Genomic DNA, 22,854 nt, shown 5'->3' on the forward strand with positions numbered 1-22,854 from the left:
TTTCCGTTCGAAGAAAGGAATACGTATGAGTGCATATCTATTTTTATTGATGCTTGTCTTAATCGGTGTCATTTCAAATAACCAATCTGTCATAATCGCAAGTAGCGTCTTGTTGATCATCAAAGCAATCGGATTCGGAGACCAGTTATTTCCGACACTTGCATCGAAAGGAATCAGCTGGGGTGTGACAATCATTACGATCGCAGTTCTCGTCCCAATCGCGACCGGCGATATCGGGTTTAAAGAATTGTGGAATAGTATTAAAGGGCCGGTCGGGATTGTTGCATTTGCCTCAGGGATGTTCGTTGCCATTGCTGCGGGGCAAGGTGTACAACTGATGCGTGTCGACCCGGTCGTCACCACGGCACTCCTCGCAGGTACGATTCTAGCGGTTGGATTCATGAAAGGGATTCCCGTTGGACCGCTTGTCGGAGCTGGTATCGCGGCATTGATTTTAGGTGGATATCAAGTTATTGAAAAATGGTTTTGATATTTTCTGACAACTGAAGCCGCTTACATTTCTTTTTTGCAATAAATTGTTTATACTATATAAAGGACAGGGTAAACGGAGACTGGGTGAATGCAGGGGAACAACCCGTCCCGTATCCTTATTCCCTATAAACAGACTGTTTTTACGGTCGACCACTTTATTCAAGACTGAGGGGGAGTTATGAATGTCAACGACAAAAGGGTTAGAAGGTATTGTGGCAGCAGCCTCAAAAGTCAGCTCAATTATTGACGGACAATTGACTTACGGAGGATACACCATTGATGATTTAGCGGACAACGCCACATTCGAAGAAGTAGTGTTCTTATTGTGGAACGACCACTTACCAAATGCAGAGGAATTGACAGCGCTCTCAGATGCGCTTGTAAAAGAAGCGACATTGCCTGAAGAGGTGATTGATACGTTAAGACGTGCACCGAAATCAGCCAATGCAATGGCGACGATTCGTACGGCACTTTCACAACTCGCTCTATATGATGAGGAATCTGAAGACATGAGTGACGAGGCCAACATGCGTAAAGCGATTCGCCTACAAGCACAAGTCGCTACAATCGTGACGGCATTCGCTCGTCTTCGTAAAGGGGAGCAGCCGGTCGCACCGAAACCAGGTCTTTCTTACGCTGCGAACTTCTTATACATGCTAAACGGTGAAGAGCCGAGCGATGTAGCAGAAAAGACGATTGATAAAGCGCTCATCTTACACGCAGACCACGAGTTGAATGCTTCGACATTCACTGCTCGCGTTTGTGTAGCGACGCTCTCGGATATGTACTCAGGTGTCACGGCGGCCATGGGGGCACTCAAAGGGCCACTTCACGGTGGTGCGAACGAAGCGGTAATGAAAATGTTGCACGAGATCGACTCGGTCGACCGTGTTGAAGAATATGTTCGTGGCAAATTCGAGCGCAAAGAGAAAATCATGGGCTTCGGTCACCGCGTTTACAAGGATGGCGACCCACGTGCGAAACATTTGAAAGAAATGAGCCGTCAGTTGACTGCTCAAATCGGCGAACCGAAATGGTATGAGATGTCTGAGAAAATCGACCATCTTGTCGAAACGGAAAAAGGTTTGAAACCAAATGTCGATTTCTATTCAGCTTCAACTTATTATGCGCTCGGTCTCGAAGAAGATCTATTCACACCAATCTTCGCCGTATCTCGTATGTCTGGCTGGATTGCGCACATTCTCGAGCAATATGCGGATAATCGCTTGATTCGTCCACGTGCGGAATATGTCGGTGAAACGAGCCGTAAGTATGTTCCGGTAAACGAACGTTAATTCGAGACACATTTTAGACAAAAGTTTGGTAAACTAACAAGTGACGTAGGTCGGCGCACGCGTCGACCTACAGTAATGTACTTAGGGGGATTCATTATGTTGACACAAGGACAAAAGATTACAGTTGAAAACGGTGTATTGAACGTACCAAATGTACCGACCGTACCATTCATTATCGGTGACGGAACAGGTCCTGACATTTGGAATGCGGCTGTTCGCGTATTTGACGCTGCGGTTGAAAAAGCATATGGCGGCGACAAGAAAATCGAATGGATGGAAGTATATGCTGGGGAAAAAGCATATAACGAAAAAGGCGAATGGCTCCCAACAGAGACACTTGATCAAATTCGTGAGTACTTGATTGCCATCAAAGGACCACTTACGACTCCGGTCGGTGGAGGAATTCGTTCATTGAACGTCGCACTTCGTCAAGAACTCGATTTATATACATGCCTTCGCCCAGTTCGTTACTTCACAGGTGTTCCATCACCAGTAAAACGTCCTGAAGATACAGACATGGTCATCTTCCGTGAAAATACTGAAGATATCTATGCTGGAATCGAGTACGCTTCAGGAAGCGATGAAGTGAAAAAACTCATCAAATTCTTGCAAGACGAGATGAATGTCAACAAGATCCGTTTCCCAGAAACATCAGGAATCGGAATCAAGCCAGTTTCTTCTGAAGGAACAGAACGTTTGGTTCGTGCAGCAATTGAATATGCGATTGCGAACAACCGTAAATCTTTAACGCTCGTCCACAAAGGGAACATCATGAAGTTCACAGAAGGTGCCTTCAAAAACTGGGGTTATGCACTCGCTGAAGCGGAGTACGGTGACAAAGTGTTCACATGGGCACAGTATGACCGTATCAAAGAAGAATCTGGTGAAGCAGCTGCTAACGAAGCTCAGTCGAAAGCGGAAGCTGAAGGGAAAATTATCGTCAAAGATTCAATCGCTGATATCTTCCTCCAGCAGATTTTGACACGTCCACGTGAGTTCGACGTTGTTGCGACGATGAACTTGAACGGTGACTACATCTCAGATGCCCTTGCTGCTCAAGTAGGTGGAATCGGGATTGCACCTGGTGCGAACATTAACTACATCACAGGACATGCGATTTTCGAAGCGACACATGGTACAGCTCCGAAATACGCGGGTCTTGATAAAGTAAACCCATCTTCAGTCATCCTTTCAGGTGAGATGATGCTCCGCCACATGAACTGGAACGAAGCGGCTGACCTCATCATCAACTCAATGGAGAAAACGATCGCTTCGAAAGTTGTCACATACGACTTCGCACGTCTCATGGACGGAGCGACAGAAGTGAAATGTTCAGAGTTCGCGGATGAATTGATTAAAAACATGTAAGACGACCGAGGAGGAGAGCTCATGATTCGTCGTAACAAAATTTCTGTTATTGGAAGTGGCTTCACCGGTGCAACGACTGCACTGTACTTGGCTCAACGTGAGCTAGGGGATGTCGTACTGCTCGATATGGAAGAAAAAGTAGGACCGACGAAAGGGAAAGCGCTCGACATGCAAGAAACGGCACCGATTCAAGGGTTTGATTCGTGGGTCACAGGTACGTCTGATTACGCGGACACGGCCGATTCCGATGTGGTTGTCATTACCGCGGGAATCGCGCGCAAGCCGGGGATGAGCCGGGACGACCTCGTCGCAACGAACGCAAACGTCATGCGCTCGGTTGTGAAAGAGATTGCCCGTTACTCTCCAGACGCCATCCTGATCGTATTGACGAACCCAGTAGACGCCATGACGTACGCGGCGTTCAAAGAATCAGGGTTCCCGAAAGAACGCGTCATCGGTCAATCCGGTGTATTGGATACGGCTCGCTTCCGAACGTTTGTGGCACAAGAGCTGAATGTTTCTGTCAAAGACGTATCCGGATTCGTCCTTGGAGGTCATGGAGACGAAATGGTGCCTCTCGTACGCTATTCTTACGCTGGAGGCATCCCGCTCGAAAAACTCATCCCACATGAGCGAATCGAGCAAATCGTTGAACGGACACGAAAAGGTGGCGGCGAGATTGTCCAACTACTGGGCGATGGCTCGGCGTATTATGCGCCAGCCGCTGCCATCGTGGAGATGGTCGAGGCGATTGTAAAAGATCAGCGTCGAATCTTACCGGCCATCGCATACCTTGAGGGAGAGTACGGATTCCATGATTTGTATCTTGGCGTCCCGACGATTCTTGGTAAACATGGAATTGAGCAAGTGTTAGAGCTCGACTTGACGGATGAAGAAAAAGCAGCGCTATCGAAGTCTGCGGATTCTGTCCGCTCGGTATTAAGCGTCTTATAAGTTTGAGGTGCTTCCTGTCATGTTGCAGGAGGCACCTTTTTTGCGCCTTCTCTCTTATCGAACATGCTACACTGAAAGTGGATTTGTTTTGTTTTTGTAAAGATTTGCTTTGAGGTTGGTCGTTTCAAGCATTGATTTGTAAAATAGAAAGTGACATTTGATGGTTTAAGAGGAGGAAGCAGTGTGGCTGATAAAGTAATTGTTGTCGACGATGAAGTATCGATTGCGACATTATTGAAATTTAATTTAGAACAGGCTGGCTTTGAAGTAGAGACGGCGCACGACGGCAAAACCGGATTGGAATTGGCTGAGAAAAAGGACGCCGTGCTCATCGTGCTCGACTTGATGCTGCCGGAGATGGATGGACTTGAAGTGTGCAAACGACTCCGTCAGCAAAAAGTCAATACACCGATTTTAATGCTCACGGCAAAAGATGATGAGTTTGACAAAGTATTGGGGCTCGAGCTCGGAGCGGACGATTATTTGACGAAGCCGTTCAGCCCACGTGAAGTAGTCGCGCGCGTCAAAGCGATTCTTAGACGTTCTGCCCCGCAAGAATCGGCGGTTGAAGAGGACGTCATTCAAATCGGAGATGTTAAAATCGTCACTTCAAACTACGAAGTGTTCAAGCAAGGGGAGCGCCTCGAGTTGACGCCGAAAGAATTTGAATTGTTAGCCTATTTGGCGAAAAATAAAGGACGCGTGTTGACGCGAGATCAATTATTATCGGCCATTTGGAATTATGACTTTGTGGGTGATACCCGGATTGTTGATGTTCATATCAGTCACCTTCGTGAAAAAATTGAACCGGTAACGAAGAAACCGACCTATATTAAAACGATTCGCGGTCTTGGCTATAAGATGGAGGAGCCGACTTCGGAATGAAGACGTATCGCTCTAGATTTATGACGACTCTCATTTTTCTTGTCACCGGTGTCTTGCTGACGCTCGGGATTGTCCTTGGGCAGCTCTTCAAAGACTTTTATCTGGATTCAGAACGAGATCGTCTAAAAGAAGATGCTCAATTGGCAGCCCTCTACCTCGAAGGAGGCGAATTGGACGAGATTCGTGAGTATGTCGGTCAAATCGATGACGGGAGCAGCTTTGATATTCTCCTTCTCAATAGTCGGATGGAGGTAATCGCTGGCACGCCGTTTCGCGTCGGGTCCATCGATTATAAAATCGATCCGAGTATGGTCCCTGAGGAAGGGACGTTCGGTGAAGCGGATGAGGACGAGTTGATTCAATACACAAAACCGATTGAACTTGCGACGGGTGGGACAGTCTATTTAACATTCATCCGTTATGTATCGGATTTAGAAGGGGTGTACAATCGCATCTGGTTGACGATTGCCCTCGCGCTCTTCTTCTCCTTCTTCATTATTTTGTTCGTGCTTCAACATTTGACGAATCAATTTATTCGACCAATCGATGAGGCGACGATTGTCTTGCGGGAACTAGCAGACGGGAATTACAGGGCCCGTGTGTATGAACTCAGAAATGATGAGGAGACAGGTAGCCTAGCAGGGTCGATCAACGTACTTGCTCGGAATTTGGAGTCGATTTCTCTCGGGGAGTCTGTGCAACGGGCGAGACTCGAATCGTTAATCGAGTATATGGGGGCGGGTCTTCTGCTCGTCGATGAGCGTGGGATCGTCACGTTGGTCAACCGTTCTTACCGTGAGATGTTCCAATACGATGATTTATCGATCGGACAGTTTTATCACGGGATTCTACCGAGTCCCGAGGTAGAAACACTGATCGAAGACGTCTATCTGACGGAGGAGGTCCATCGCCGTCAATTATCGATTCGAACGGGTTTCAATCAAAAAACGTATATGGTATCCGCGGCACCGATTTTCAGTGACACCGGGATGCTTCGCGGCACGACGTTGTTGTTCAACGATATTACAGAATTGAAGCGACTTGAGAAGATGCGGAAAGACTTCGTGGCGAACGTCAGCCATGAGTTGAAGACACCGCTCACGTCCATTCGTGGGTTTAGTGAGACGCTTCTGGATGGGGCGAAAGAAGTCCCGGAACTTCGAGACCAGTTTTTAGACATCATCCAAAAAGAAGCGACGCGGATGCAGATGCTTGTTGAGGATCTCCTTGAATTGTCGAGATTGGAGCGGGATGACTTCCAAATGGAGTTGGTGTCCGTCGATCTGAATCAACTCGTGGATGAGGTCTGCCTCCTGCTCAGTCAAAAGGCGAGCAAGAAGTCGATTCAGCTAGAAACGAAACACGAGGGGACGGTCGTCTTGCAAGCGGACCTGAACCGAATGAAGCAAGTCATCATGAACTTGGTCGCCAACGCCATCAACTATTCACCAGAAGGAAGTCGTGTCGAAATCGCCGTGGAAGCAAAGGCAGATTCCTATAAACTTCGCGTCAAGGACAACGGAATCGGGATCGCCGAAAAAGAAGTGAGTCGTATTTTTGAGCGCTTCTATCGTGTCGATAAGGCAAGAAGTCGGAACTCGGGTGGAACTGGCCTCGGACTCGCCATCGTGAAACACATCATCGATTTGCATCATGCCACGATCGACGTAGAGAGTGAGGAAGGCAAAGGAACGACGTTTACCATTACATTCCCTCGGGTTTAACAATGACTTTATCGTTCGTTCATATTTACTTTACAAAACCTTGCTATCCTATGAATGAGACCTCTTCATCATCTCGTGACTCGATCGGTGCTCATCTCCACACGATCGAGAATTTGGCCCTTTTCTATTCGTAGAAAAGGGTCTTTTTTTTCGAACGCATGTACCCGTATGGTATGATGGTTGAAGAGAAGAATGGAGGTCGATTGAATGAATAAACTACTAGTCCTTGATGGGAACTCCTTAACATATCGTGCGTTTTTTGCACTGCCTCCGATGTCGGATGCGTCAGGTCGGAATACGAATGCAGTGTATGGGTTTACGATGATGTTATTGAAACTAATGGAAGATGAGCAACCGACTCATTTTGCTGTGGCGTTCGATGCGTCAAAGAAAACGTTCCGTCACGATACGTTCGCGGAATACAAAGGTGGACGTCAAAAGACACCGGGAGAATTGCGTGAACAATTTCCGCTCGTGCGTGACGTTTGTCGGGCGTTTGGCATCTCTGTCTTAGAGCTTGACCAATACGAGGCGGATGATATCATCGGGACGCTCTCAAAAGACCCGACCTTTGATCAGGTGACGGTTGTGACGGGGGATAAGGATTTACTTCAATTGATCAATGAACGTGTGACGGTCTATTTGACGAAACGAGGCATCACCGAAGTTGAGAAAATGACCGTGACCGCGTTCAAGGAACGCTACGACGGACTACAACCGATTCAGATGATTGATCTAAAAGGATTAATGGGAGATAAATCCGACAACATCCCTGGTATTCCAGGGGTCGGGGAAAAGACGGCACTGAAGTTGATTGCCACATATGGTACCGTCGAGGCCCTTTACGAACATACGGATGAGTTGAAAGGGAAGCAAAAGGAAAAAGTAGAGGCGAATGAACAAGAAGCGAAAATGTCGAAACAGTTGGCGACCATTTACACGGATGTACCAATTGATGTGACGATGGATGAACTTCTCTTTAAGCCATATGACGCTTCGGTCGTCAAAACGTTATTTATGGATTTACAGTTCAAGTCACTCATCGGCAAACTGTCGGATACCTCTTCAGAAGAACCGGTTGAAAAAGCGGTACGACCAACAATCGCGTTGGCCGATCAAGATTTATCGCGAGCTGTGTTAATGCTTGAACAGCTGCATGATGATTATTTTGAAGAAGACGTGATTGGAGTGGCGATCGCGTCGGAACGAGGTGTCACGATTGGAGATGTGACGCTTCTTGAGGACGAACGGGTCAAGGAATGGATCGAAGACGAGACGAAGACGACGATTTGTCTCGATGCGAAGCAGACAATTATTCAATTGAAACGTCACCAATTGGCACTGCGTGGGTATGAAGACCTGCTTGTCGCAGGGTATTTGCTCAACCTATCTGGGGGGACGTCTCTCAGCTCGATTGCTGCACACTTTACGTATCCTCTTGAGGAAGATGAAACGGTCTACGGAAAAGGTGCAAAAATCAAGGTGCCGGAAGAGAATGTTTTTCATGCTCATCTCGCAGAAAAGGCGTACGCCATCTATACATTGTTTGAACGCATTGTTTCGGAGTTGAAAGAGAATGAACAGACAGAACTCTATGAGGCGCTTGAAAAACCACTCGTCTCCGTATTGGCCGAGATGGAGTGGGCTGGTATCCACGTAAATGTCGAAACGCTTCAACATATGGAAACGGACCTGCGTGAACGTCTAAATGCACTTGAAGTCACGATTCATGAATTAGCCGGGGAACCGTTTAACATCAACTCACCGAAACAGTTAGGGGTCGTATTATTTGAAAAACTGTCACTCCCTCCTGTGAAAAAGACGAAAACAGGATATTCCACGGCAGCGGATGTCCTCGAAAAATTGGCACCGCTTCATCCGATCATTGAGAAAATCATGCATTATCGTGAACTTGGCAAACTTCAGTCCACGTATGTCGAAGGCTTGCAGAAAGTCGTGAAGGATGATGGCAAGATTCATACGCGTTATACACAGACGCTTACTCAAACGGGACGGCTTTCGTCGGTTAACCCGAACCTTCAAAATATTCCGATTCGATTAGAAGAGGGGCGTCGCATCCGTAAAGCGTTTACCGCGAGTGAATCGGGATGGGTACTCTATGCGGTCGATTACTCTCAAATCGAACTGCGCATCATGGCACATATGTCACAAGATGAGAAGATGATGGCAGCCTTCCTTCACGATGAGGATATTCATACGTCGACGGCGGCGAACGTGTTTAAAGTTTCCACTGAAGAAGTTACGTCACTCATGCGTCGTCAAGCAAAAGCCGTCAACTTCGGAATCATCTATGGCATCAGTGATTATGGACTCTCACAAAACCTAGGGATTACACGGAAAGAAGCGCAGACCTTTATCGATACGTACTTTGAACAGTTCCCTGGGGTGAAGACGTTCATGGATGCCGCGATTGAACGGGCACGTGAACACGGGTTCGTCGAGACGATGTTGAAACGACGCCGGAACATCCCGGACATCCATTCTCGTAATTTCAACTTGCGTGGGTTTGCTGAACGTACCGCAATCAACACACCGATTCAAGGAACGGCAGCGGACATTATTAAAAAAGCGATGATTGATGTCGATCATGCGTTAAACACGTCAAAACTTCAATCTAAGCTGTTGTTACAAGTACACGATGAATTGATATTCGAAGGTCCGGCCGAAGAGATGGAAGCATTAGAAAAACTTGTGACCGAAGCGATGGAACATACGGTCACACTTGATGTCCCGTTACGTGCGGACGGAGCGGTTGGAACGACATGGTTTGACACGAAATAAACGGATAGAAAGGAAATCAGTATGCCAGAATTACCAGAAGTCGAAACGGTCTGTCGTAGGTTGCGACCTGCCGTTTCAGGAAAAACGATTCAGTCTGTCGATGTCCTCGACCCTAAAATTATCCGCGGGCTCGACCCCGAAGAATGGGTTCACCATTTGATTGGAGAAACGATTACGGATGTGGAACGTCGGGGGAAATTCATCTTATTCAAATTGACGAACGGGTATCTCGTCTCCCATCTTCGCATGGAAGGGAAGTTTTTCCCTTATGACTCCATTACAGAACCGGTAAAACATACACATATCGTGATTACGTTTACGGACCAATCGACTCTACACTATAATGATGTCCGTAAATTCGGTACGATGGAGTTGCGGACGAATGAAACGATTCATACCACACCACCGCTCTCATTACTTGCGTACGAGCCGTTTGACGAGCGTGTGACAACCGAGGTGTTACACCGACGTTTAGAGCGCATGAAGACACGCGCGATTAAGACCGCCCTCCTCGATCAGTCCATCTTTGTTGGATTAGGTAACATCTATGTAGATGAGACGTTGTTTCGTGCGGGTGTCCATCCGACACGACCGGCCGCAAGTTTGTCCCATGAAGAAGTCGACCGTGTGCGGACTGAAGCCGTTGCTGTCTTGACTGAGGCTATTGAGCGTGGAGGTAGTACGATTCGCAGTTATGCCAATCCAGATGGCGCCACAGGAACGTTTCAAGAGAGGCTCTACGTATATGGACAGACCGGAGAAGCGTGCCGCCGATGCGGACATGAAATTGAAAAGATGAAATTGGGCGGGCGAGGTACGCATTACTGTCCGCACTGTCAACAACGTTAAGGGGTGGACGTGTATGTTGAAGATTGGATTGACTGGTGGAATTGCAACCGGGAAGTCTACGGTATCGCGACTGTTTCGAGAACGAGGCATTCCGATTATCGATGCCGATTTGATTGCAAGGACGGTCGTTGAACCAGGAGGAAAGGCGATTGAAGGGGTAAGGGCCGCATTTCCAAAGTGTTTTGTGGGCGACGTGCTGAACCGTCCTGCGCTCGGTCGGGAAATCTTCCATGATGAAGCAAAACGTCAGCAATTGAATCAATTGATGCATCCAGCGATTCGAGAAGAAATGAATGAGCAAATGCGAACGTATGAGGCATCGGGGGAACCTGTCGTCATTTTTGATATTCCGTTACTGTTTGAAGGAACGATGCTCGATCTGGTTGATTATTCCGTCGTCGTCTATTGCCGTGAAGAGATTCAACTGATGCGTCTCATGGAACGGAATGGATTGACGAAAGAAGAGGCGTTAGCCCGTATTCGTTCACAGATTCCAATTGAAGATAAAAAGCACCAGGCGGATTTCCTCATAAACAATAATGGGGCATTAGGGGACCTTCCTCCACAAATCAATCGTCTGGTCGAACAGTTTCAAACGATACAAAAAGAAGGCGACTGATATCGCCTTCTTTTTAGTTTAATGGATCGGATTCTGGAGACCCTTTTTTCCATGTATCATAAATCGCACGTCCATCACTAGGATGACCGTTCGAATAATAGATGGGATAGAGTGAGAAGAAGATATAGTAGAACGAGAAATAGGCGAACTGATACGTATAGAGTGTCGGTTCAATATCTCGTCGAAGAATGAACGCGTTGACGATTAAGATGCTCGCTAAATTGAAAATGGCTCCACCGCCATAGACTAGCGTACGGGTGACCTTGTTGCTCCATTTTAAATCAGTGAACTGGCACCATGCATCGTAAAAATAAACACGATTTACTTGTAAACGACCTACTTTAAACATTTTCTTCCCGGTACCGATTTGCATATCGAGTGAGCCGCCGAACAACTTTGCGAAGAAGAAGTGACCAAGCTCATGAATTAACGTCACAATCGGTAAAATGATAAAGAACGAAATAAAGAATTTATCGATATCTCCCCAATCAAACATCATGACGCCTCCTTTCTCTTGTCTGTTACGCCAAGAAATTTCCCTCATTTTCAAAAAATAAACAAAGAAAAACGAAAAAAATGTGACGAATCATAGTGAAAACGCTTACAGCTATCCGTTATAATGAAACCGTAATGTAGAAAAAGGGGGATCTATCATGGGGACAAAAGTGGCAATTAACGGATTTGGTCGAATCGGAAGAATGGTATTTCGAAAATTGATGCTCGAGGGACGTCATGAAGTGGTGGCGATTAACGCAAGTTATCCGGCGGAAACACTTGCGCATCTTATTAAACATGACTCGATTCACGGTCCATTCGGATTGACAGTACGTGCGCATGGGGATGCGCTCGAAGTCGATGGGAAACGGATTGAACTTATTTCGGAACGTGATCCATCACGGTTGCCTTGGTCAGACCTTGAAATCGACATCGTCGTCGAAGCGACCGGGAAGTTTAACTCCGATAGCGGGGCAAGACTTCATCTTGAGGCAGGCGCGAAAAAAGTGATTTTGACCGCACCGGGTAAAGGGGACTTACGCACGATCGTGATGGGGGTCAATGATCGTGACTATCGCCCGGAGGAAGACCATATCATTTCAAACGCATCGTGTACGACGAACTGTCTCGGACCTGTCGTGAAGGTCTTGCATTCGACGTTCGGTATCGAGACGGGACTGATTACGACGGTACACGCCTATACGAACGACCAGAACAATATTGACAACCCGCATAAAGATTTGCGGCGCGCGCGTGCGTGTGGCAGTTCCATCATCCCGACATCAACGGGAGCGGCTAAGGCGATTGGTCTGGTGATGCCGGAACTACAAGGGAAGTTAAACGGAATGGCACTCCGTGTACCGACTCCGAACGTATCACTTGTCGACTTGGTCGTCGAACTCCACCGAGATGTTACGGTCGATGAAGTCAATGAAGCGTTTGAACGGGCAGCGTATGGAGAAATGACGGGTATTTTAGGCGTTTCTCACGAACCGCTCGTCTCTATCGATTTCAACGGGGACGATCGCTCGTCGATTATCGACACGGATTCGACGATGGTACTCGGAGGGAATCATGTCAAAGTACTCGCATGGTATGACAATGAATGGGGCTACTCATGCCGTGTCGTGGACTTGTTGGATATGGTGGCCAGCTATCTTCAAATCGGGCAACAAGAAACACACGCCTAAAAAAATATTACGTGCGGAGAAATATTTTTCAGATTTTTTTATCAAATGTCTTGTAACGACGTCCCAAACACGTTACACTCAATTTCGTGAACTTCAATTGGTCTGACAAACGCAACTTAAAGGGTTAGGACCTCTTAGGACTAACTTGCCCCCGTGGTTGTGGGCGATTCAGGCACAAAGTGAGTGATCATCAACTACTTTGAGACCATTGATGTAAAGGGGGATCCACTAATATGGATACTATGGGACGTCACATTATTACAGAACTTTGGGAGTGCAATCCCGACAAATTAAATGATATCGACTACATCGAGCGTTTGTTCGTCGATGCTGCTCTTCGTTCGGGCGCTGAAGTCCGCGAAGTTGCATTCCACAAATTTGCGCCACACGGTGTAAGTGGAGTCGTCATCATTTCAGAATCACACTTAACGATTCACAGTTTCCCAGAACATGGCTATGCGTCAGTTGACGTGTTTACATGTGGAGATCGAATCGATCCGGCTACAGCATCGCAGTATATTGCTGAAGGATTGGATGCAAAAGTACGTGAAGATGTGAAACTTGAGCGTGGAATGGGACCAATTCGTGTTCCGGAAGCGCAAGTGGCAATCAGCAAATAAATCAGATTGACCTTTTGAGGCTGACCGTTTAACGGTCAGCCCTTTTAATTGTTTTGTTGTCGCCTTAATTTTGATATGCTTAACGTATATAACTCAGGCGTTGAGGTGGATTATGGGACTGTTAGATAAGTTACAAACACATATTGAAACGAAAGATACACATAAAAATGAAATGCTCCAAACACGTTACTATGCGGCATCGTCACATGCGATGTTGCAATGGTTAGAAGGAAAAATTCAAGAGAACGGTCAGACGGTTCGTCGCATCGATGCGAATCGAGGAGAACTTTCGTTTCTCGGAGAAGGCTGGGACGGGCTCATCACGATTGTACAAGTGGATGGCGGCCGGACGGCTGTCGATTTTACATTAAACCGTGAACAGCGACTCGGTGCAGACCTCTCGCAAATTGTATCGCACTACTACGAGGCGCTCACGCAACAATTCCCGTTACGTGCCATTGGTAATAAAACAGTCGAACGATAAGGAGGTTTGAGCATGCGTTGTCCGAAATGTGATCATAATGGAACGAGAGTGCTCGATTCCCGTCCGGTGCAAGACCATTATTCGATTCGACGTCGTCGTGAATGTGAAAAATGTGGGTATCGGTTTACAACGTTTGAGACGGTTGAACAGACACCGCTCATCATTGTTAAAAAAGATGGAAATCGTGAAGAGTTCAGTCGTGAAAAAGTGCTTCGCGGCATTATTCGGGCGTGCGAGAAACGACCTGTCACACTTGAACAGCTCGAAGGGGTTGTGACGAAAGTCGAACAGCAACTCCGTGCCCTCGCCCAGTCAGAAATTCCAAGTGAACAAGTAGGCGAGCTTGTGATGAATGAACTTGCACGAGTCGATGAAGTCGCATATGTTCGGTTTGCATCGGTTTATCGTCAATTCAAAGACATCACGGTGTTCTTTAAAGAACTTGAAGATTTAATGAAGCAAGAAAATTCGACCAACTAAAGGGCGGCCTGCTGGTCGCCCTTTTTCAAGGGAGAGAGCCATGGAGAAAGAACGTACAATCTTTGGGACGGACGAATTGTTAATCATGAGTACCGGTCTAGTCGACCGTGAATCGTACCAGTCCCTTTACCACTTATATCAACCTGTCATCGGGGTGAAGGCGCTCGCACTCTATCAAACGTTATGGAGCGAACTAAAACCGGGCAAAATGAAATCCAACTATATGTCCCATAGTGCAATGTGTGAGATGTTGGAGTTCTCCATCAATGAGTTAATGGACAGTTTGTTCCGCTTAGAAGCGATCGGATTAGTGCGAACCTATAAAACAAAAGACGCTCGATTGACACAATACGTTTATCAGTTACGTGTTCCGCTTGCACCGCACACGTTTTTGAATGATGGGTTACTGTCGAGTTTCCTCTTCTATAAAGTCGGGGAAGTACGATTCAAACAACTGCAAGGGCGTTTTACGATTGATCCGTTGCCCGCAGGCATCGTCGAAGTGACAAAGGATTTCAATGAAGTATTTGATGTCAAAGGAGTGAACCATCGTGCGTTCACACAAAAAAATTATGAAAAGCCGGACCGGGCTAAGATTGAGATCAACTATTCGTTCGATATGGAAATTGTGAAAAAACTGACGAATTTTCCAGTTGGATTTTTCACGAAAAAATTAGACGAAACGATCACAAAATTGGCCTACGTGTCACAACTCGATGAAGAGACGATGGCGGAAATGTTGAAAGAATATTTCGTACATGAGGCGTACCTGCCACTCAGCGAACAAGAGAAGCGGGACGGTTGTCGTCAAATGGTTCTGCAGTTGAAGAAGAAACAGACGCGCCACCGGAAAGAGAAGACCGTCGAACTTGAACAGACGAAACTAGGAGATTTGCATGATCCCGAAGTGATGGAGTCCGCACACCCACATCAATATGTCTCGACGCTTCGGAAGACACCGCAACTTTCAAAAAGTGATGAACAGTTAGTCATTGAACTCGTCGACACACTCGGTCTCGCGCCAGGGGTCATCAATGCGCTCTTCTATTACTGTATCGAAGTGAAGAAGCAGACGCGGCTGAGCGAGAACTATGTCTTGCGCATTGCGACGAGTTGGAAAACAGCGGGCTATACGAATGCAAAAGAAGCGCTAGAGCGTGAAGAATCTCAAGATGCGCTCATCGAGAAGAAACAGCAAAAACGTGAGAGTGTGCAACGCACCACAGTCGGGTCACGACGGAAACCCCAACAAGGGGATATGCCGAAATGGCTCGAGGACGAGGCGAAACAACAGCGCTCATACGACCAAGCGAGGAAAAAAGAACTCGAGTCGTCCGTACCGGATGACGCGGAACTTGTGAAACTATTAAATGAATTGAAAGAGAAGGGGTGAGGGGATGGAACGAATCAATCAGTCGCTGTCTCAGTTGATGAACCGAAAAGAAGTTCGGGAGGCGTACGAGTCGATTCGCAGACGTACACTGAACCACCCGGGTGTCATCGCATTTTTGAACGCTCATCCAGAGTTAGAGGAGAAGGCGATTGAAATCGGGTTTACCAAACTGAGTGAGTACGCGGAACAGATGGATGGAAAAACGTTCAGAGAAGATCAGGCCGTCATCCCAGGCCATCAACCGGTACTTTATGTCGATTTAGGACAGATTGCAATTCGATATGAAGAAACGGTCGCACATCGCCAGGCGAGACGACAAAAAGAAATGGACCGTAAATTCAAAAGTTTGTTTTTACCGGAAGAAGTTCGCGAGGCGAGTTTCGAATCTTTCGATTGGGGCGACGACGCGCGTAAAATCGCATTGCGTGAAGCGATGCGATTTGTAACAGGGATGAAGTCTCGTCAAAAAGTGAACGGCCTCTATCTCCATGGTAGTTTTGGCGTCGGGAAGACATATTTACTCGCCGCAATCGCCAATGAGTTGAAGGTGGCGGACATCGAGACGATTCTAGTCCATGCTCCGGGCTTTGTGTCGGAGGCGAAACGCAAAATTCGTACCGAGTCGTTCGACTCTTTCTTGACGTCGTTTCAACATGTGCCAGTCTTACTGATTGATGACATCGGAGCTGAAGCCATCAGTCCGTGGGTACGAGATGAATTGTTCGGGATCATTCTTCAGTATCGGATGATGCATCGCTTGCCGACGCTCTACAGTTCAAACTTTAGCGGAGAAGAACTCGAGACGCACTTTTCAATCGATGGTTCGCCGCAAAATAAAATGAAGGCACAGCGACTCATGCAACGTATTTCCACGACGACGACCCAAATTGAGTTAAAGGGTGAAAATCGCCGTCGGTAAAGGATTGTTTTTCTTTGGTGAGTTGACTATACTAAGAAGCATATAAAGGATGCATAGAAGAGGATATGGATCATCGAGACGAGTTTTAGCGAGGGAAGGGCGGTGGAAGCTTCCTAACGACGACGATGGATTTACTCCCTCAGAGCACCGTACGGGTCAATCGTGCGGCGATTCACACTCGTTATCGTGTGTTCGAGCCAAGCAGATTGCTTGGGAACGAGGGTGGTACCACGAGAATCAAAGCTCGTCCCTTTTTGAGGGATGGGCTTTTTTTATATTCATTTTTTGAGAGGGGACAGATGTACATGATTCAATTAACATTTCCAGATGGCGCGGTAAAAGAATTTGATGCAGGCGTCACAGCAGAAGACGTCGCGGGCTCGATCAGTCCGGGACTTCGTAAAAAGGCAATCGCAGCAAAACTAGACGGAGAACTCATCGACTATCGTCGTCCAATCGAACATGACGGCAAAATCGAACTCGTGATGCCGGACTCGGAAGATGGTCTTGATTTGATGCGTCACTCGTCAGCGCACTTGATGGCTCAAGCGATCAAACGGTTATACGGAGAAGACAACAACATCTATCTCGGAATTGGACCGACGATTGAGAACGGGTTCTATTACGATATCGAGATGGATCGTCGCATCAATGAGGAAGACCTTCCTGAAATCGAAAAGATGATGAAACGCATCGTCGACGAAAACTTAGAAATCACACGTGAAGTCGTTTCCCGTGACGAGGCGCTCGCTCGTTATAAAGAATTGGGAGATCCGCTCAAGATTGAGTTGATTGAGGACATTCCTGCTGATCAAACCCTTACAATCTATCATCAAGGTGAGTTCTTTGACCTTTGCCGTGGACCTCACGTCCCGTCAACATCGAAGTTGAAAATCTTCAAATTGATGAGCGTGGCTGGTGCCTACTGGCGCGGGGACTCAGACAATAAGATGCTACAGCGTATTTACGGGACAGCGTGGGCGACGAAAGAACAACTCGCTGAACACTTGCGTCTTCTTGAAGAGGCGAAAGAACGCGACCATCGTAAACTCGGGAAAGAACTCGACCTCTTCTTCGTTTCACAAGAAGTCGGTCAAGGGCTTCCGATGTGGCTTCCGAAAGGGGCTGCGATTCGTCGTACGGTCGAGCGCTACATCGTTGATAAAGAACTCGAACTCGGATATCAACATGTCTACACACCGGTTCTCGGTTCGGTCGACTTGTATAAGACATCTGGTCATTGGGATCACTATCAAGACGACATGTTCCCGAAAATGGAGATGGACAACGAAGAACTCGTCCTTCGTCCGATGAACTGCCCGCACCACATGACAATCTACAAACATGAGCCACGTTCGTACCGCGAACTTCCACTTCGAATCGCTGAGCTTGGCGGGATGCACCGTTACGAGATGTCAGGGGCGCTCACAGGTCTACAACGTGTTCGTTATATGGTATTGAATGATGGACATACGTTCGTTACACCTGAACAGATGAAGCAAGAATTCAAAGACATCGTTCATTTGATTCAAGAAGTATACGCTGACTTTGGCATAAAAGATTATCGTTTCCGTCTCTCGTATCGCGATCCTGCTGATAAAGAGAAGTATTTCGATAACGATGCCATTTGGGAAATGGCACAAAGTCAGTTGAAGGAAACGATGGACGAGCTCGAACTTCCGTACTTCGAAGCAGAAGGCGAAGCGGCATTTTACGGACCGAAACTTGACGTACAAGTACGGACGGCACTTGGGAAAGAGGAGACGCTCTCGACTGTCCAACTCGACTTCTTGCTTCCGGAACGTTTCGATTTGACATACACTGGGCCAGACGGTAAGGACCATCGTCCAATCGTCTTGCACCGTGGTGTCGTCTCGACGATGGAACGGTTTGTCGCTTACTTGATTGAAGAGTATAAAGGCGCGTTCCCGACATGGCTCGCACCGGTCCAAGTCAAGTTGATCCCGGTTTCACACGTCCACGACGAATACGTCGCAGAAGTGAAAGCAGAACTTGTCAAACGTGGTGTTCGTGTCGAAACGGATCTCCGTGACGAGAAACTAGGCTATAAGATTCGTGAAGCACAAATGAAGAAGATTCCGATGACGCTCGTTCTTGGCGATAAAGAGCGAGATGAGCGTGCGGTCAATATTCGCCGCTACGGTCAGCAGGAACAAGTTTCTGCTTCACTTGATGAATTCATCGCATCGCTCACAGATGAGATTGCGAACCGTTCACGTTAAGTGAGGGACCACCTTTCCAACCAGAAAGGTGGTTTTTTCGGTCTATAGACGGATGTGTATTTGGTCATCTACACGTATCGTAAACGTAAGGAGTGATACTTAATGAATTATATGAAGCCAGTATTGGCACTTACTATTGGAGCGGTTGCGTTCACAGGAGCGCTTCCGAAAGTCGGAGCGGAGGCAATCGTCAATGATACGATTGTAACCCTTGGTGAATCATTATCTTCAGAGCAACAAAAATGGGTACTTGAGCGTATGGATGCCCCAGAAGGAATCGAACCCATTATCGCGACTGCCGCAGATGAAGAAAAGTATTTAGGTGATTCGGTCCCGCAAGCACAGCGTGGAGGCGGCATGTACTCGTCTGCCCGAATCAAGTTGACGAACGGGACTGGTCTTGATATTCAGACGGAAAACGTGACGTGGGTCACGAAAGATATGTATGCGAACGCCCTCGTCACGGCGGGTGTGACGGATGCCGATATTTATATCACGTCACCGATTAACGTGACGGGTACCTCGGCCTTGACGGGAATTATGAAGGCATATGATCAGACCGCGGCCGAGACCGGGATTGAACTGTCGGATGAACGAAAAGAATTGGCGCAAGAAGAGCTGGCGGTCACGTCTGAAATCGGTAAGACAGTCGGACAAGAGGACGTAGCAGGTCTCATGAACGAGATTAAAGCGGAAATCGCAAATCAGATGCCAGAGACAAATATTGAGATTCGTGACATCGTCATTCAAGTATTGAATCAAAATAACGTTCAGTTGTCTGAGGGTCAACTCGATCAACTGACGACGCTATTCGAAAACATGCAGCAAGCAAATCTTGATTGGTCAGCGATCAGTAGTGGATTGAAAGATGCGGGTCAAGATGTGCAGGCATTCCTCGAACAAGAAGAAGTAAAAGGATTCTTCGCCCGATTGTTTGAGGCGATCGGGAACTTCTTCAAGTCACTTACAAACTAAGTGGTACTAAAAAAGGGCGCATGCCCTTTTTTAGTACCACCGTTTATGGATATAATTTTGAGCCGACTCGTGGTCATCGACGATTTTTAAAGTGATGCGATTCATTTCTTCTAGTAAGTCTGTCAATACCGCCTGTAATTTTTCGTCTTCTAACCCATGTGCTTGCATCGTCTTACTGACAATCTGCTGGACTTGATCATGGTAGTCATGTTCTCGCGATACATCTTTTCGCCAGTTCATGTCGATCCCTCCTTTGATATTTCATTATTCCCTTTGAAAAGGTATTGCGAAACGAGAGAATGACTGGTATCATCATAAAAGTGTGAGCTACCAATTATTCATGCGCGATATCTTGACATCTTTTCCTGCTAGTGCTAAGATGACATAGTGATTAAAAACAACAAAGCAGAAGCACCCGCTTTTCACCTCGTCTGAGAGTCATCAGGCAGGTCCATCAAGTTCTTGGTTCATTCGGCATCGTCTGCCGTTTTATGACCTCAACTGATGTGTGGGTGGGAAACTGCCGACGCTTTTTTTATTGCCATGTTGTCTTGTCAATCTAAATCTCGTGCAATCGCACGATGGAGGTGCTAACCATTAGCAAAGAGCTCTTTATCAACGAAAACATTCGTGCCCGTGAAGTACGTCTCATTGGCGCAGACGGTGCACAACTCGGTGTGACATCACGTAACGATGCGTTACGTTTAGCTGAAGAAGCGGAACTAGACCTCGTCTTAGTCGCGGATAAAGCAAATCCACCGGTCGCTAAAATTATGGATTATGGGAAGTACCGTTTCGAACTCCAGAAAAAGGAGAAAGAAGCGCGTAAAAACCAAAAAGTCATCCAAATGAAAGAAGTACGTCTCAGTCCAACAATCGAGGACAACGATTTCCAAACAAAATTGCGTAATGCACGCAAGTTCCTTGAAAAAGGAAACAAAGTGAAGGCTTCGATTCGTTTCCGCGGACGTGCCATCACACACTCGGAAATCGGGAAACGTGTTTTGGACAAAATGGCAGCGGAATGTGCCGATTTGGCAACAGTTGAACAAAAGCCGAAGATGGAAGGACGCAGCATGTTCTTAGTGCTGGCTCCGAACAAAGAAGATTAATTATCGATTCTCAGTGGGGAGGAAATACTCATGCCGAAAATGAAATCGCACCGCGGTGCTTCAAAACGTTTCAAACGTACAGCATCAGGTAAACTCAAGCGTTCACACGCTTACACAAGTCACTTGTTCGCAAACAAATCGACTAAAGCGAAACGTAAGCTCCGTAAAGGCGCTATCGTATCAGCTGGAGACTTCAAACGCATTCGCAACATGATCGCGAAGTAATACAGAAACAATTTAGGAGGGAATCCATATGCCACGCGTAAAAGGCGGTTATACGACTCGTCAACGTCGTAAAAAGCAAATTAAACTTGCCAAAGGATACTTTGGTTCGAAACACATTCTATTTAAAGTAGCAAAACAACAGGTCATGAAGTCACTCATGTACGCTTACCGTGACCGTCGTCAGAAGAAACGTGATTTCCGTCGTCTTTGGATCACACGTATCAATGCGGCAGCACGTACAAACGGTCTCTCATACAGCCGTATGATGCACGGCCTCAAGCTTGCAGGAATCGACATCAACCGTAAGATGCTTGCTGAGCTTGCTGTGACAGATGCACAGGCATTCGCGTCACTCGCTGAAACAGCTAAATCAAAATTGAACGCGTAATCGTTCAATCGACAGCGCCGAGACACTCTCTCGGCGCTTTCTTTTTTCTTTAGAATTTCTTAGAATTAAGAGAAGGAGGAAAGCGTATGAATCAATCGGTTGTTGCCATCGTCGCCTTAGCGCTCATTGTCTTGAACGTTTACACCTATATCCAAGCGAAACAGTATACGCAAGGGAAAGGTGACTTTAACGTCCTATTCGCCTATGCAGGAGGAGCCATCGGTGCCTTGTTCGGTCTTCATCTGACTCGGAAGAAGACGGTTCATGCCCCAAAACTGCTTCAATTACAAGTATTGATTTTAGCAGTGGGCTGGTCTTTAATGATTTTAGTACTGCTATAAGTGGAGATAGAGGAGGAACATCCGGTGAACTGGACAACATTGTTTGATCGGCAGCGCGAATTAGACGAGCGGATCAAAGCACAACATGGATTATCCGGCAATCAATTCGATGAACGGTTACTGGCGCTGCTTGTCGAGCTCGGTGAACTGGCTAACGAAACACGTAGCTTTAAGTTTTGGTCGAAGAAAGGACCGTCGCCTCAAGATGTGATCTTAGAAGAATATGTAGACGGCATTCATTTCTTACTGTCACTTGGTCTTGCGCTTGGGTATGAACGAGATGCGTTTCCTGCGGGAAGTTCATATCTTGATGCGACTGATGCTTTTTTAGATATTTATCGAAAAGTGACGAATTTTGGTCTTTCAAAAACGGAAGCCATGTACGAGACGCTGATGGCAGCTTATCTCGAACTTGGTTATACGCTCGGTTTTAATGAGCAACTCATTTTGCTGGCATACATGAATAAAAATGAAGTAAACCATGAGCGACAAAATCAAGGATATTAATGAAAAGGAGCGGATTGGTATGAATGAATCGTTACATATGTTAAAACGTTTGACGGATGCAACAGGCGTCCCGGGCAATGAGGGAGAAGTCCGTCAATTGATGCGTGAATACCTCGAGCCGCATGTCGAGTCGTTTGAACAGGATGGACTCGGAAGTTTATTTGGTCAAGTGACTGGAGATGCTGAAGGTCCGCGTGTCATGATTGCGGGTCACATGGATGAAGTCGGCTTCATGGTGACACGTGTGGAAGAAGGCGGTTTCCTTCGTTTCCAAGCGCTCGGTGGCTGGTGGAACCAAGTGCTGTTGGCACAGCGAATGGATGTTGTCACACGGTCTGGTGAAAAGATTCCCGGTGTCATTGGTGCGAAACCACCTCACGTCCTACCGCTCGAGGCACGAAAAAAACCCGTTGAAATCAAAGATATGTTCTTAGATATCGGTGCCACGTCGAAAGACGAAGTGGCTGATTGGGGAATTCGTCCAGGCGATACGG

At 46.9% G+C, this 22,854-nt stretch carries 25 protein-coding genes; 23 read left to right on the forward strand and 2 right to left on the reverse strand.

Translation table 11 applies throughout. From position 1 onward, the window contains the following. Positions 1–25: 25 nt before the first annotated feature. The 9 genes from IRJ25_RS04395 to coaE all read left to right on the forward strand — a co-directional run bounded on the left by IRJ25_RS04395 (position 26) and on the right by coaE (position 10,988). On the forward strand, positions 26–490 hold the full coding sequence (locus IRJ25_RS04395) for a DUF441 domain-containing protein (RefSeq protein ID WP_012726718.1): 465 nt from the start codon (positions 26–28) through the stop codon (positions 488–490). Positions 491–674: 184 nt separating this feature from the next. Beyond that, positions 675–1,787: a citrate synthase gene (citZ, locus tag IRJ25_RS04400; protein WP_214683969.1), complete on the forward strand. Its 1,113-nt coding sequence runs from the start codon at positions 675–677 to the stop codon at positions 1,785–1,787. A gap of 99 nt (positions 1,788–1,886) precedes the next feature. Further along, on the forward strand, positions 1,887–3,155 hold the full coding sequence (gene icd / locus IRJ25_RS04405) for an NADP-dependent isocitrate dehydrogenase (protein WP_031423152.1): 1,269 nt from the start codon (positions 1,887–1,889) through the stop codon (positions 3,153–3,155). A 21-nt stretch (positions 3,156–3,176) separates the two neighbouring features. Continuing rightward, on the forward strand, positions 3,177–4,109 hold the full coding sequence (gene mdh, locus IRJ25_RS04410) for a malate dehydrogenase (protein ID WP_214687018.1): 933 nt from the start codon (positions 3,177–3,179) through the stop codon (positions 4,107–4,109). Between the two features lie 183 nt (positions 4,110–4,292). Continuing rightward, positions 4,293–4,994, forward strand: coding sequence for a response regulator transcription factor (locus IRJ25_RS04415; RefSeq protein ID WP_074036521.1), 702 nt, complete (start codon positions 4,293–4,295; stop codon positions 4,992–4,994). Further along, a complete protein-coding gene (gene pnpS, locus IRJ25_RS04420; protein ID WP_031423157.1) occupies positions 4,991–6,718 on the forward strand; it encodes a two-component system histidine kinase PnpS in 1,728 nt (575 codons plus the stop codon). The genes IRJ25_RS04415 and pnpS overlap by 4 nt, the downstream gene beginning before the upstream one ends. 207 nt (positions 6,719–6,925) lie before the next feature. Continuing rightward, positions 6,926–9,520: a DNA polymerase I gene (gene polA / locus IRJ25_RS04425; protein ID WP_269317836.1), complete on the forward strand. Its 2,595-nt coding sequence runs from the start codon at positions 6,926–6,928 to the stop codon at positions 9,518–9,520. A gap of 21 nt (positions 9,521–9,541) precedes the next feature. Beyond that, positions 9,542–10,369, forward strand: coding sequence for a bifunctional DNA-formamidopyrimidine glycosylase/DNA-(apurinic or apyrimidinic site) lyase (gene mutM, locus IRJ25_RS04430; protein ID WP_214690729.1), 828 nt, complete (start codon positions 9,542–9,544; stop codon positions 10,367–10,369). A 13-nt stretch (positions 10,370–10,382) separates the two neighbouring features. Next, entirely contained in the window at positions 10,383–10,988 is a 606-nt protein-coding gene (gene coaE, locus IRJ25_RS04435; protein ID WP_012726710.1) for a dephospho-CoA kinase, read from the forward strand. A 13-nt stretch (positions 10,989–11,001) separates the two neighbouring features. Here coaE and IRJ25_RS04440 read toward each other — a convergent pair whose 3' ends face one another. Then, the gene (locus IRJ25_RS04440) at positions 11,002–11,484 is read right to left on the reverse strand and encodes a site-2 protease family protein (protein WP_196430899.1); all 483 of its coding nucleotides are present in this window, start codon (positions 11,482–11,484) and stop codon (positions 11,002–11,004) included. 157 nt (positions 11,485–11,641) lie between these two features. Here IRJ25_RS04440 and IRJ25_RS04445 point away from each other — a divergent pair, with 157 nt between their 5' ends. The 8 genes from IRJ25_RS04445 (at position 11,642) to IRJ25_RS04480 (ending at position 19,787) form a co-directional block, all read left to right on the forward strand. After that, positions 11,642–12,673: a glyceraldehyde-3-phosphate dehydrogenase gene (locus tag IRJ25_RS04445; RefSeq protein WP_269317837.1), complete on the forward strand. Its 1,032-nt coding sequence runs from the start codon at positions 11,642–11,644 to the stop codon at positions 12,671–12,673. Between the two features lie 233 nt (positions 12,674–12,906). Next, positions 12,907–13,293, forward strand: a complete 387-nt coding sequence (gene speD / locus IRJ25_RS04450; RefSeq protein ID WP_012726707.1) for an adenosylmethionine decarboxylase — start codon at positions 12,907–12,909, stop codon at positions 13,291–13,293. Positions 13,294–13,405: 112 nt separating this feature from the next. Next, positions 13,406–13,777, forward strand: a complete 372-nt coding sequence (locus IRJ25_RS04455) for a hypothetical protein (RefSeq protein WP_031423166.1) — start codon at positions 13,406–13,408, stop codon at positions 13,775–13,777. Between the two features lie 12 nt (positions 13,778–13,789). Then, the gene (gene nrdR, locus IRJ25_RS04460; RefSeq protein ID WP_012726705.1) at positions 13,790–14,257 is read left to right on the forward strand and encodes a transcriptional regulator NrdR; all 468 of its coding nucleotides are present in this window, start codon (positions 13,790–13,792) and stop codon (positions 14,255–14,257) included. A 40-nt stretch (positions 14,258–14,297) separates the two neighbouring features. Then, positions 14,298–15,650 carry a DnaD domain protein gene (locus IRJ25_RS04465; RefSeq protein WP_269317838.1) on the forward strand — a complete coding sequence of 451 codons (1,353 nt, stop codon included), beginning with the start codon at positions 14,298–14,300 and terminating at the stop codon, positions 15,648–15,650. Positions 15,651–15,654: 4 nt separating this feature from the next. Then, positions 15,655–16,569 carry a primosomal protein DnaI gene (dnaI, locus tag IRJ25_RS04470; protein ID WP_074036533.1) on the forward strand — a complete coding sequence of 305 codons (915 nt, stop codon included), beginning with the start codon at positions 15,655–15,657 and terminating at the stop codon, positions 16,567–16,569. Positions 16,570–16,868: 299 nt separating this feature from the next. Next, positions 16,869–18,812: a threonine--tRNA ligase gene (gene thrS / locus IRJ25_RS04475; RefSeq protein WP_074036535.1), complete on the forward strand. Its 1,944-nt coding sequence runs from the start codon at positions 16,869–16,871 to the stop codon at positions 18,810–18,812. Between the two features lie 102 nt (positions 18,813–18,914). Further along, positions 18,915–19,787, forward strand: a complete 873-nt coding sequence (locus tag IRJ25_RS04480; RefSeq protein ID WP_084543060.1) for a DUF1002 domain-containing protein — start codon at positions 18,915–18,917, stop codon at positions 19,785–19,787. Positions 19,788–19,817: 30 nt separating this feature from the next. On the opposite strand, the gene IRJ25_RS04485 is transcribed toward IRJ25_RS04480, so the two are convergent. Beyond that, positions 19,818–20,027, reverse strand: coding sequence for a hypothetical protein (locus tag IRJ25_RS04485; RefSeq protein WP_012726699.1), 210 nt, complete (start codon positions 20,025–20,027; stop codon positions 19,818–19,820). A 341-nt stretch (positions 20,028–20,368) separates the two neighbouring features. Between IRJ25_RS04485 and infC the strand changes: the two genes are divergently transcribed. From infC to IRJ25_RS04515, 6 genes are all read left to right on the forward strand, one after another. Further along, positions 20,369–20,899, forward strand: a complete 531-nt coding sequence (gene infC, locus IRJ25_RS04490) for a translation initiation factor IF-3 (RefSeq protein WP_012726698.1) — start codon at positions 20,369–20,371, stop codon at positions 20,897–20,899. Positions 20,900–20,929: 30 nt separating this feature from the next. After that, the gene (gene rpmI / locus IRJ25_RS04495; protein WP_012726697.1) at positions 20,930–21,124 is read left to right on the forward strand and encodes a 50S ribosomal protein L35; all 195 of its coding nucleotides are present in this window, start codon (positions 20,930–20,932) and stop codon (positions 21,122–21,124) included. A gap of 28 nt (positions 21,125–21,152) precedes the next feature. Beyond that, positions 21,153–21,512 carry a 50S ribosomal protein L20 gene (gene rplT, locus IRJ25_RS04500; protein WP_012726696.1) on the forward strand — a complete coding sequence of 120 codons (360 nt, stop codon included), beginning with the start codon at positions 21,153–21,155 and terminating at the stop codon, positions 21,510–21,512. Positions 21,513–21,598: 86 nt separating this feature from the next. Next, entirely contained in the window at positions 21,599–21,853 is a 255-nt protein-coding gene (locus IRJ25_RS04505) for a hypothetical protein (RefSeq protein ID WP_147536666.1), read from the forward strand. 24 nt (positions 21,854–21,877) lie between these two features. Beyond that, a complete protein-coding gene (locus IRJ25_RS04510; protein ID WP_012726694.1) occupies positions 21,878–22,360 on the forward strand; it encodes a dUTP diphosphatase in 483 nt (160 codons plus the stop codon). A gap of 19 nt (positions 22,361–22,379) precedes the next feature. Further along, positions 22,380–22,854 (forward strand): M42 family metallopeptidase (locus tag IRJ25_RS04515; RefSeq protein WP_441316659.1); only part of this gene is annotated, 475 nt, incomplete at its 3' end.

The sequence above is a fragment of the Exiguobacterium sp. KJ 601 genome (assembly GCF_027161185.1).
GTDB classification, from domain to species: Bacteria; Bacillota; Bacilli; order Exiguobacteriales; family Exiguobacteriaceae; genus Exiguobacterium; species Exiguobacterium profundum.

Coding starts and splice junctions, on each gene's coding strand:
- IRJ25_RS04395 (WP_012726718.1), top strand. CDS start 26: ATGAGTGCATATCTATTTTTATTGATGCTTGTCTTAATCGGTGTCATT.
- citZ (WP_214683969.1), top strand. CDS start 675: ATGTCAACGACAAAAGGGTTAGAAGGTATTGTGGCAGCAGCCTCAAAA.
- mdh (WP_214687018.1), top strand. CDS start 3,177: ATGATTCGTCGTAACAAAATTTCTGTTATTGGAAGTGGCTTCACCGGT.
- pnpS (WP_031423157.1), top strand. CDS start 4,991: ATGAAGACGTATCGCTCTAGATTTATGACGACTCTCATTTTTCTTGTC.
- polA (WP_269317836.1), top strand. CDS start 6,926: ATGAATAAACTACTAGTCCTTGATGGGAACTCCTTAACATATCGTGCG.
- mutM (WP_214690729.1), top strand. CDS start 9,542: ATGCCAGAATTACCAGAAGTCGAAACGGTCTGTCGTAGGTTGCGACCT.
- coaE (WP_012726710.1), top strand. CDS start 10,383: ATGTTGAAGATTGGATTGACTGGTGGAATTGCAACCGGGAAGTCTACG.
- IRJ25_RS04440 (WP_196430899.1), bottom strand. CDS start 11,484: ATGTTTGATTGGGGAGATATCGATAAATTCTTTATTTCGTTCTTTATC.
- IRJ25_RS04445 (WP_269317837.1), top strand. CDS start 11,642: ATGGGGACAAAAGTGGCAATTAACGGATTTGGTCGAATCGGAAGAATG.
- speD (WP_012726707.1), top strand. CDS start 12,907: ATGGATACTATGGGACGTCACATTATTACAGAACTTTGGGAGTGCAAT.
- IRJ25_RS04455 (WP_031423166.1), top strand. CDS start 13,406: ATGGGACTGTTAGATAAGTTACAAACACATATTGAAACGAAAGATACA.
- nrdR (WP_012726705.1), top strand. CDS start 13,790: ATGCGTTGTCCGAAATGTGATCATAATGGAACGAGAGTGCTCGATTCC.
- IRJ25_RS04465 (WP_269317838.1), top strand. CDS start 14,298: ATGGAGAAAGAACGTACAATCTTTGGGACGGACGAATTGTTAATCATG.
- dnaI (WP_074036533.1), top strand. CDS start 15,655: ATGGAACGAATCAATCAGTCGCTGTCTCAGTTGATGAACCGAAAAGAA.
- thrS (WP_074036535.1), top strand. CDS start 16,869: ATGTACATGATTCAATTAACATTTCCAGATGGCGCGGTAAAAGAATTT.
- IRJ25_RS04480 (WP_084543060.1), top strand. CDS start 18,915: ATGAATTATATGAAGCCAGTATTGGCACTTACTATTGGAGCGGTTGCG.
- IRJ25_RS04485 (WP_012726699.1), bottom strand. CDS start 20,027: ATGAACTGGCGAAAAGATGTATCGCGAGAACATGACTACCATGATCAA.
- infC (WP_012726698.1), top strand. CDS start 20,369: ATGGAGGTGCTAACCATTAGCAAAGAGCTCTTTATCAACGAAAACATT.
- rpmI (WP_012726697.1), top strand. CDS start 20,930: ATGCCGAAAATGAAATCGCACCGCGGTGCTTCAAAACGTTTCAAACGT.
- rplT (WP_012726696.1), top strand. CDS start 21,153: ATGCCACGCGTAAAAGGCGGTTATACGACTCGTCAACGTCGTAAAAAG.
- IRJ25_RS04505 (WP_147536666.1), top strand. CDS start 21,599: ATGAATCAATCGGTTGTTGCCATCGTCGCCTTAGCGCTCATTGTCTTG.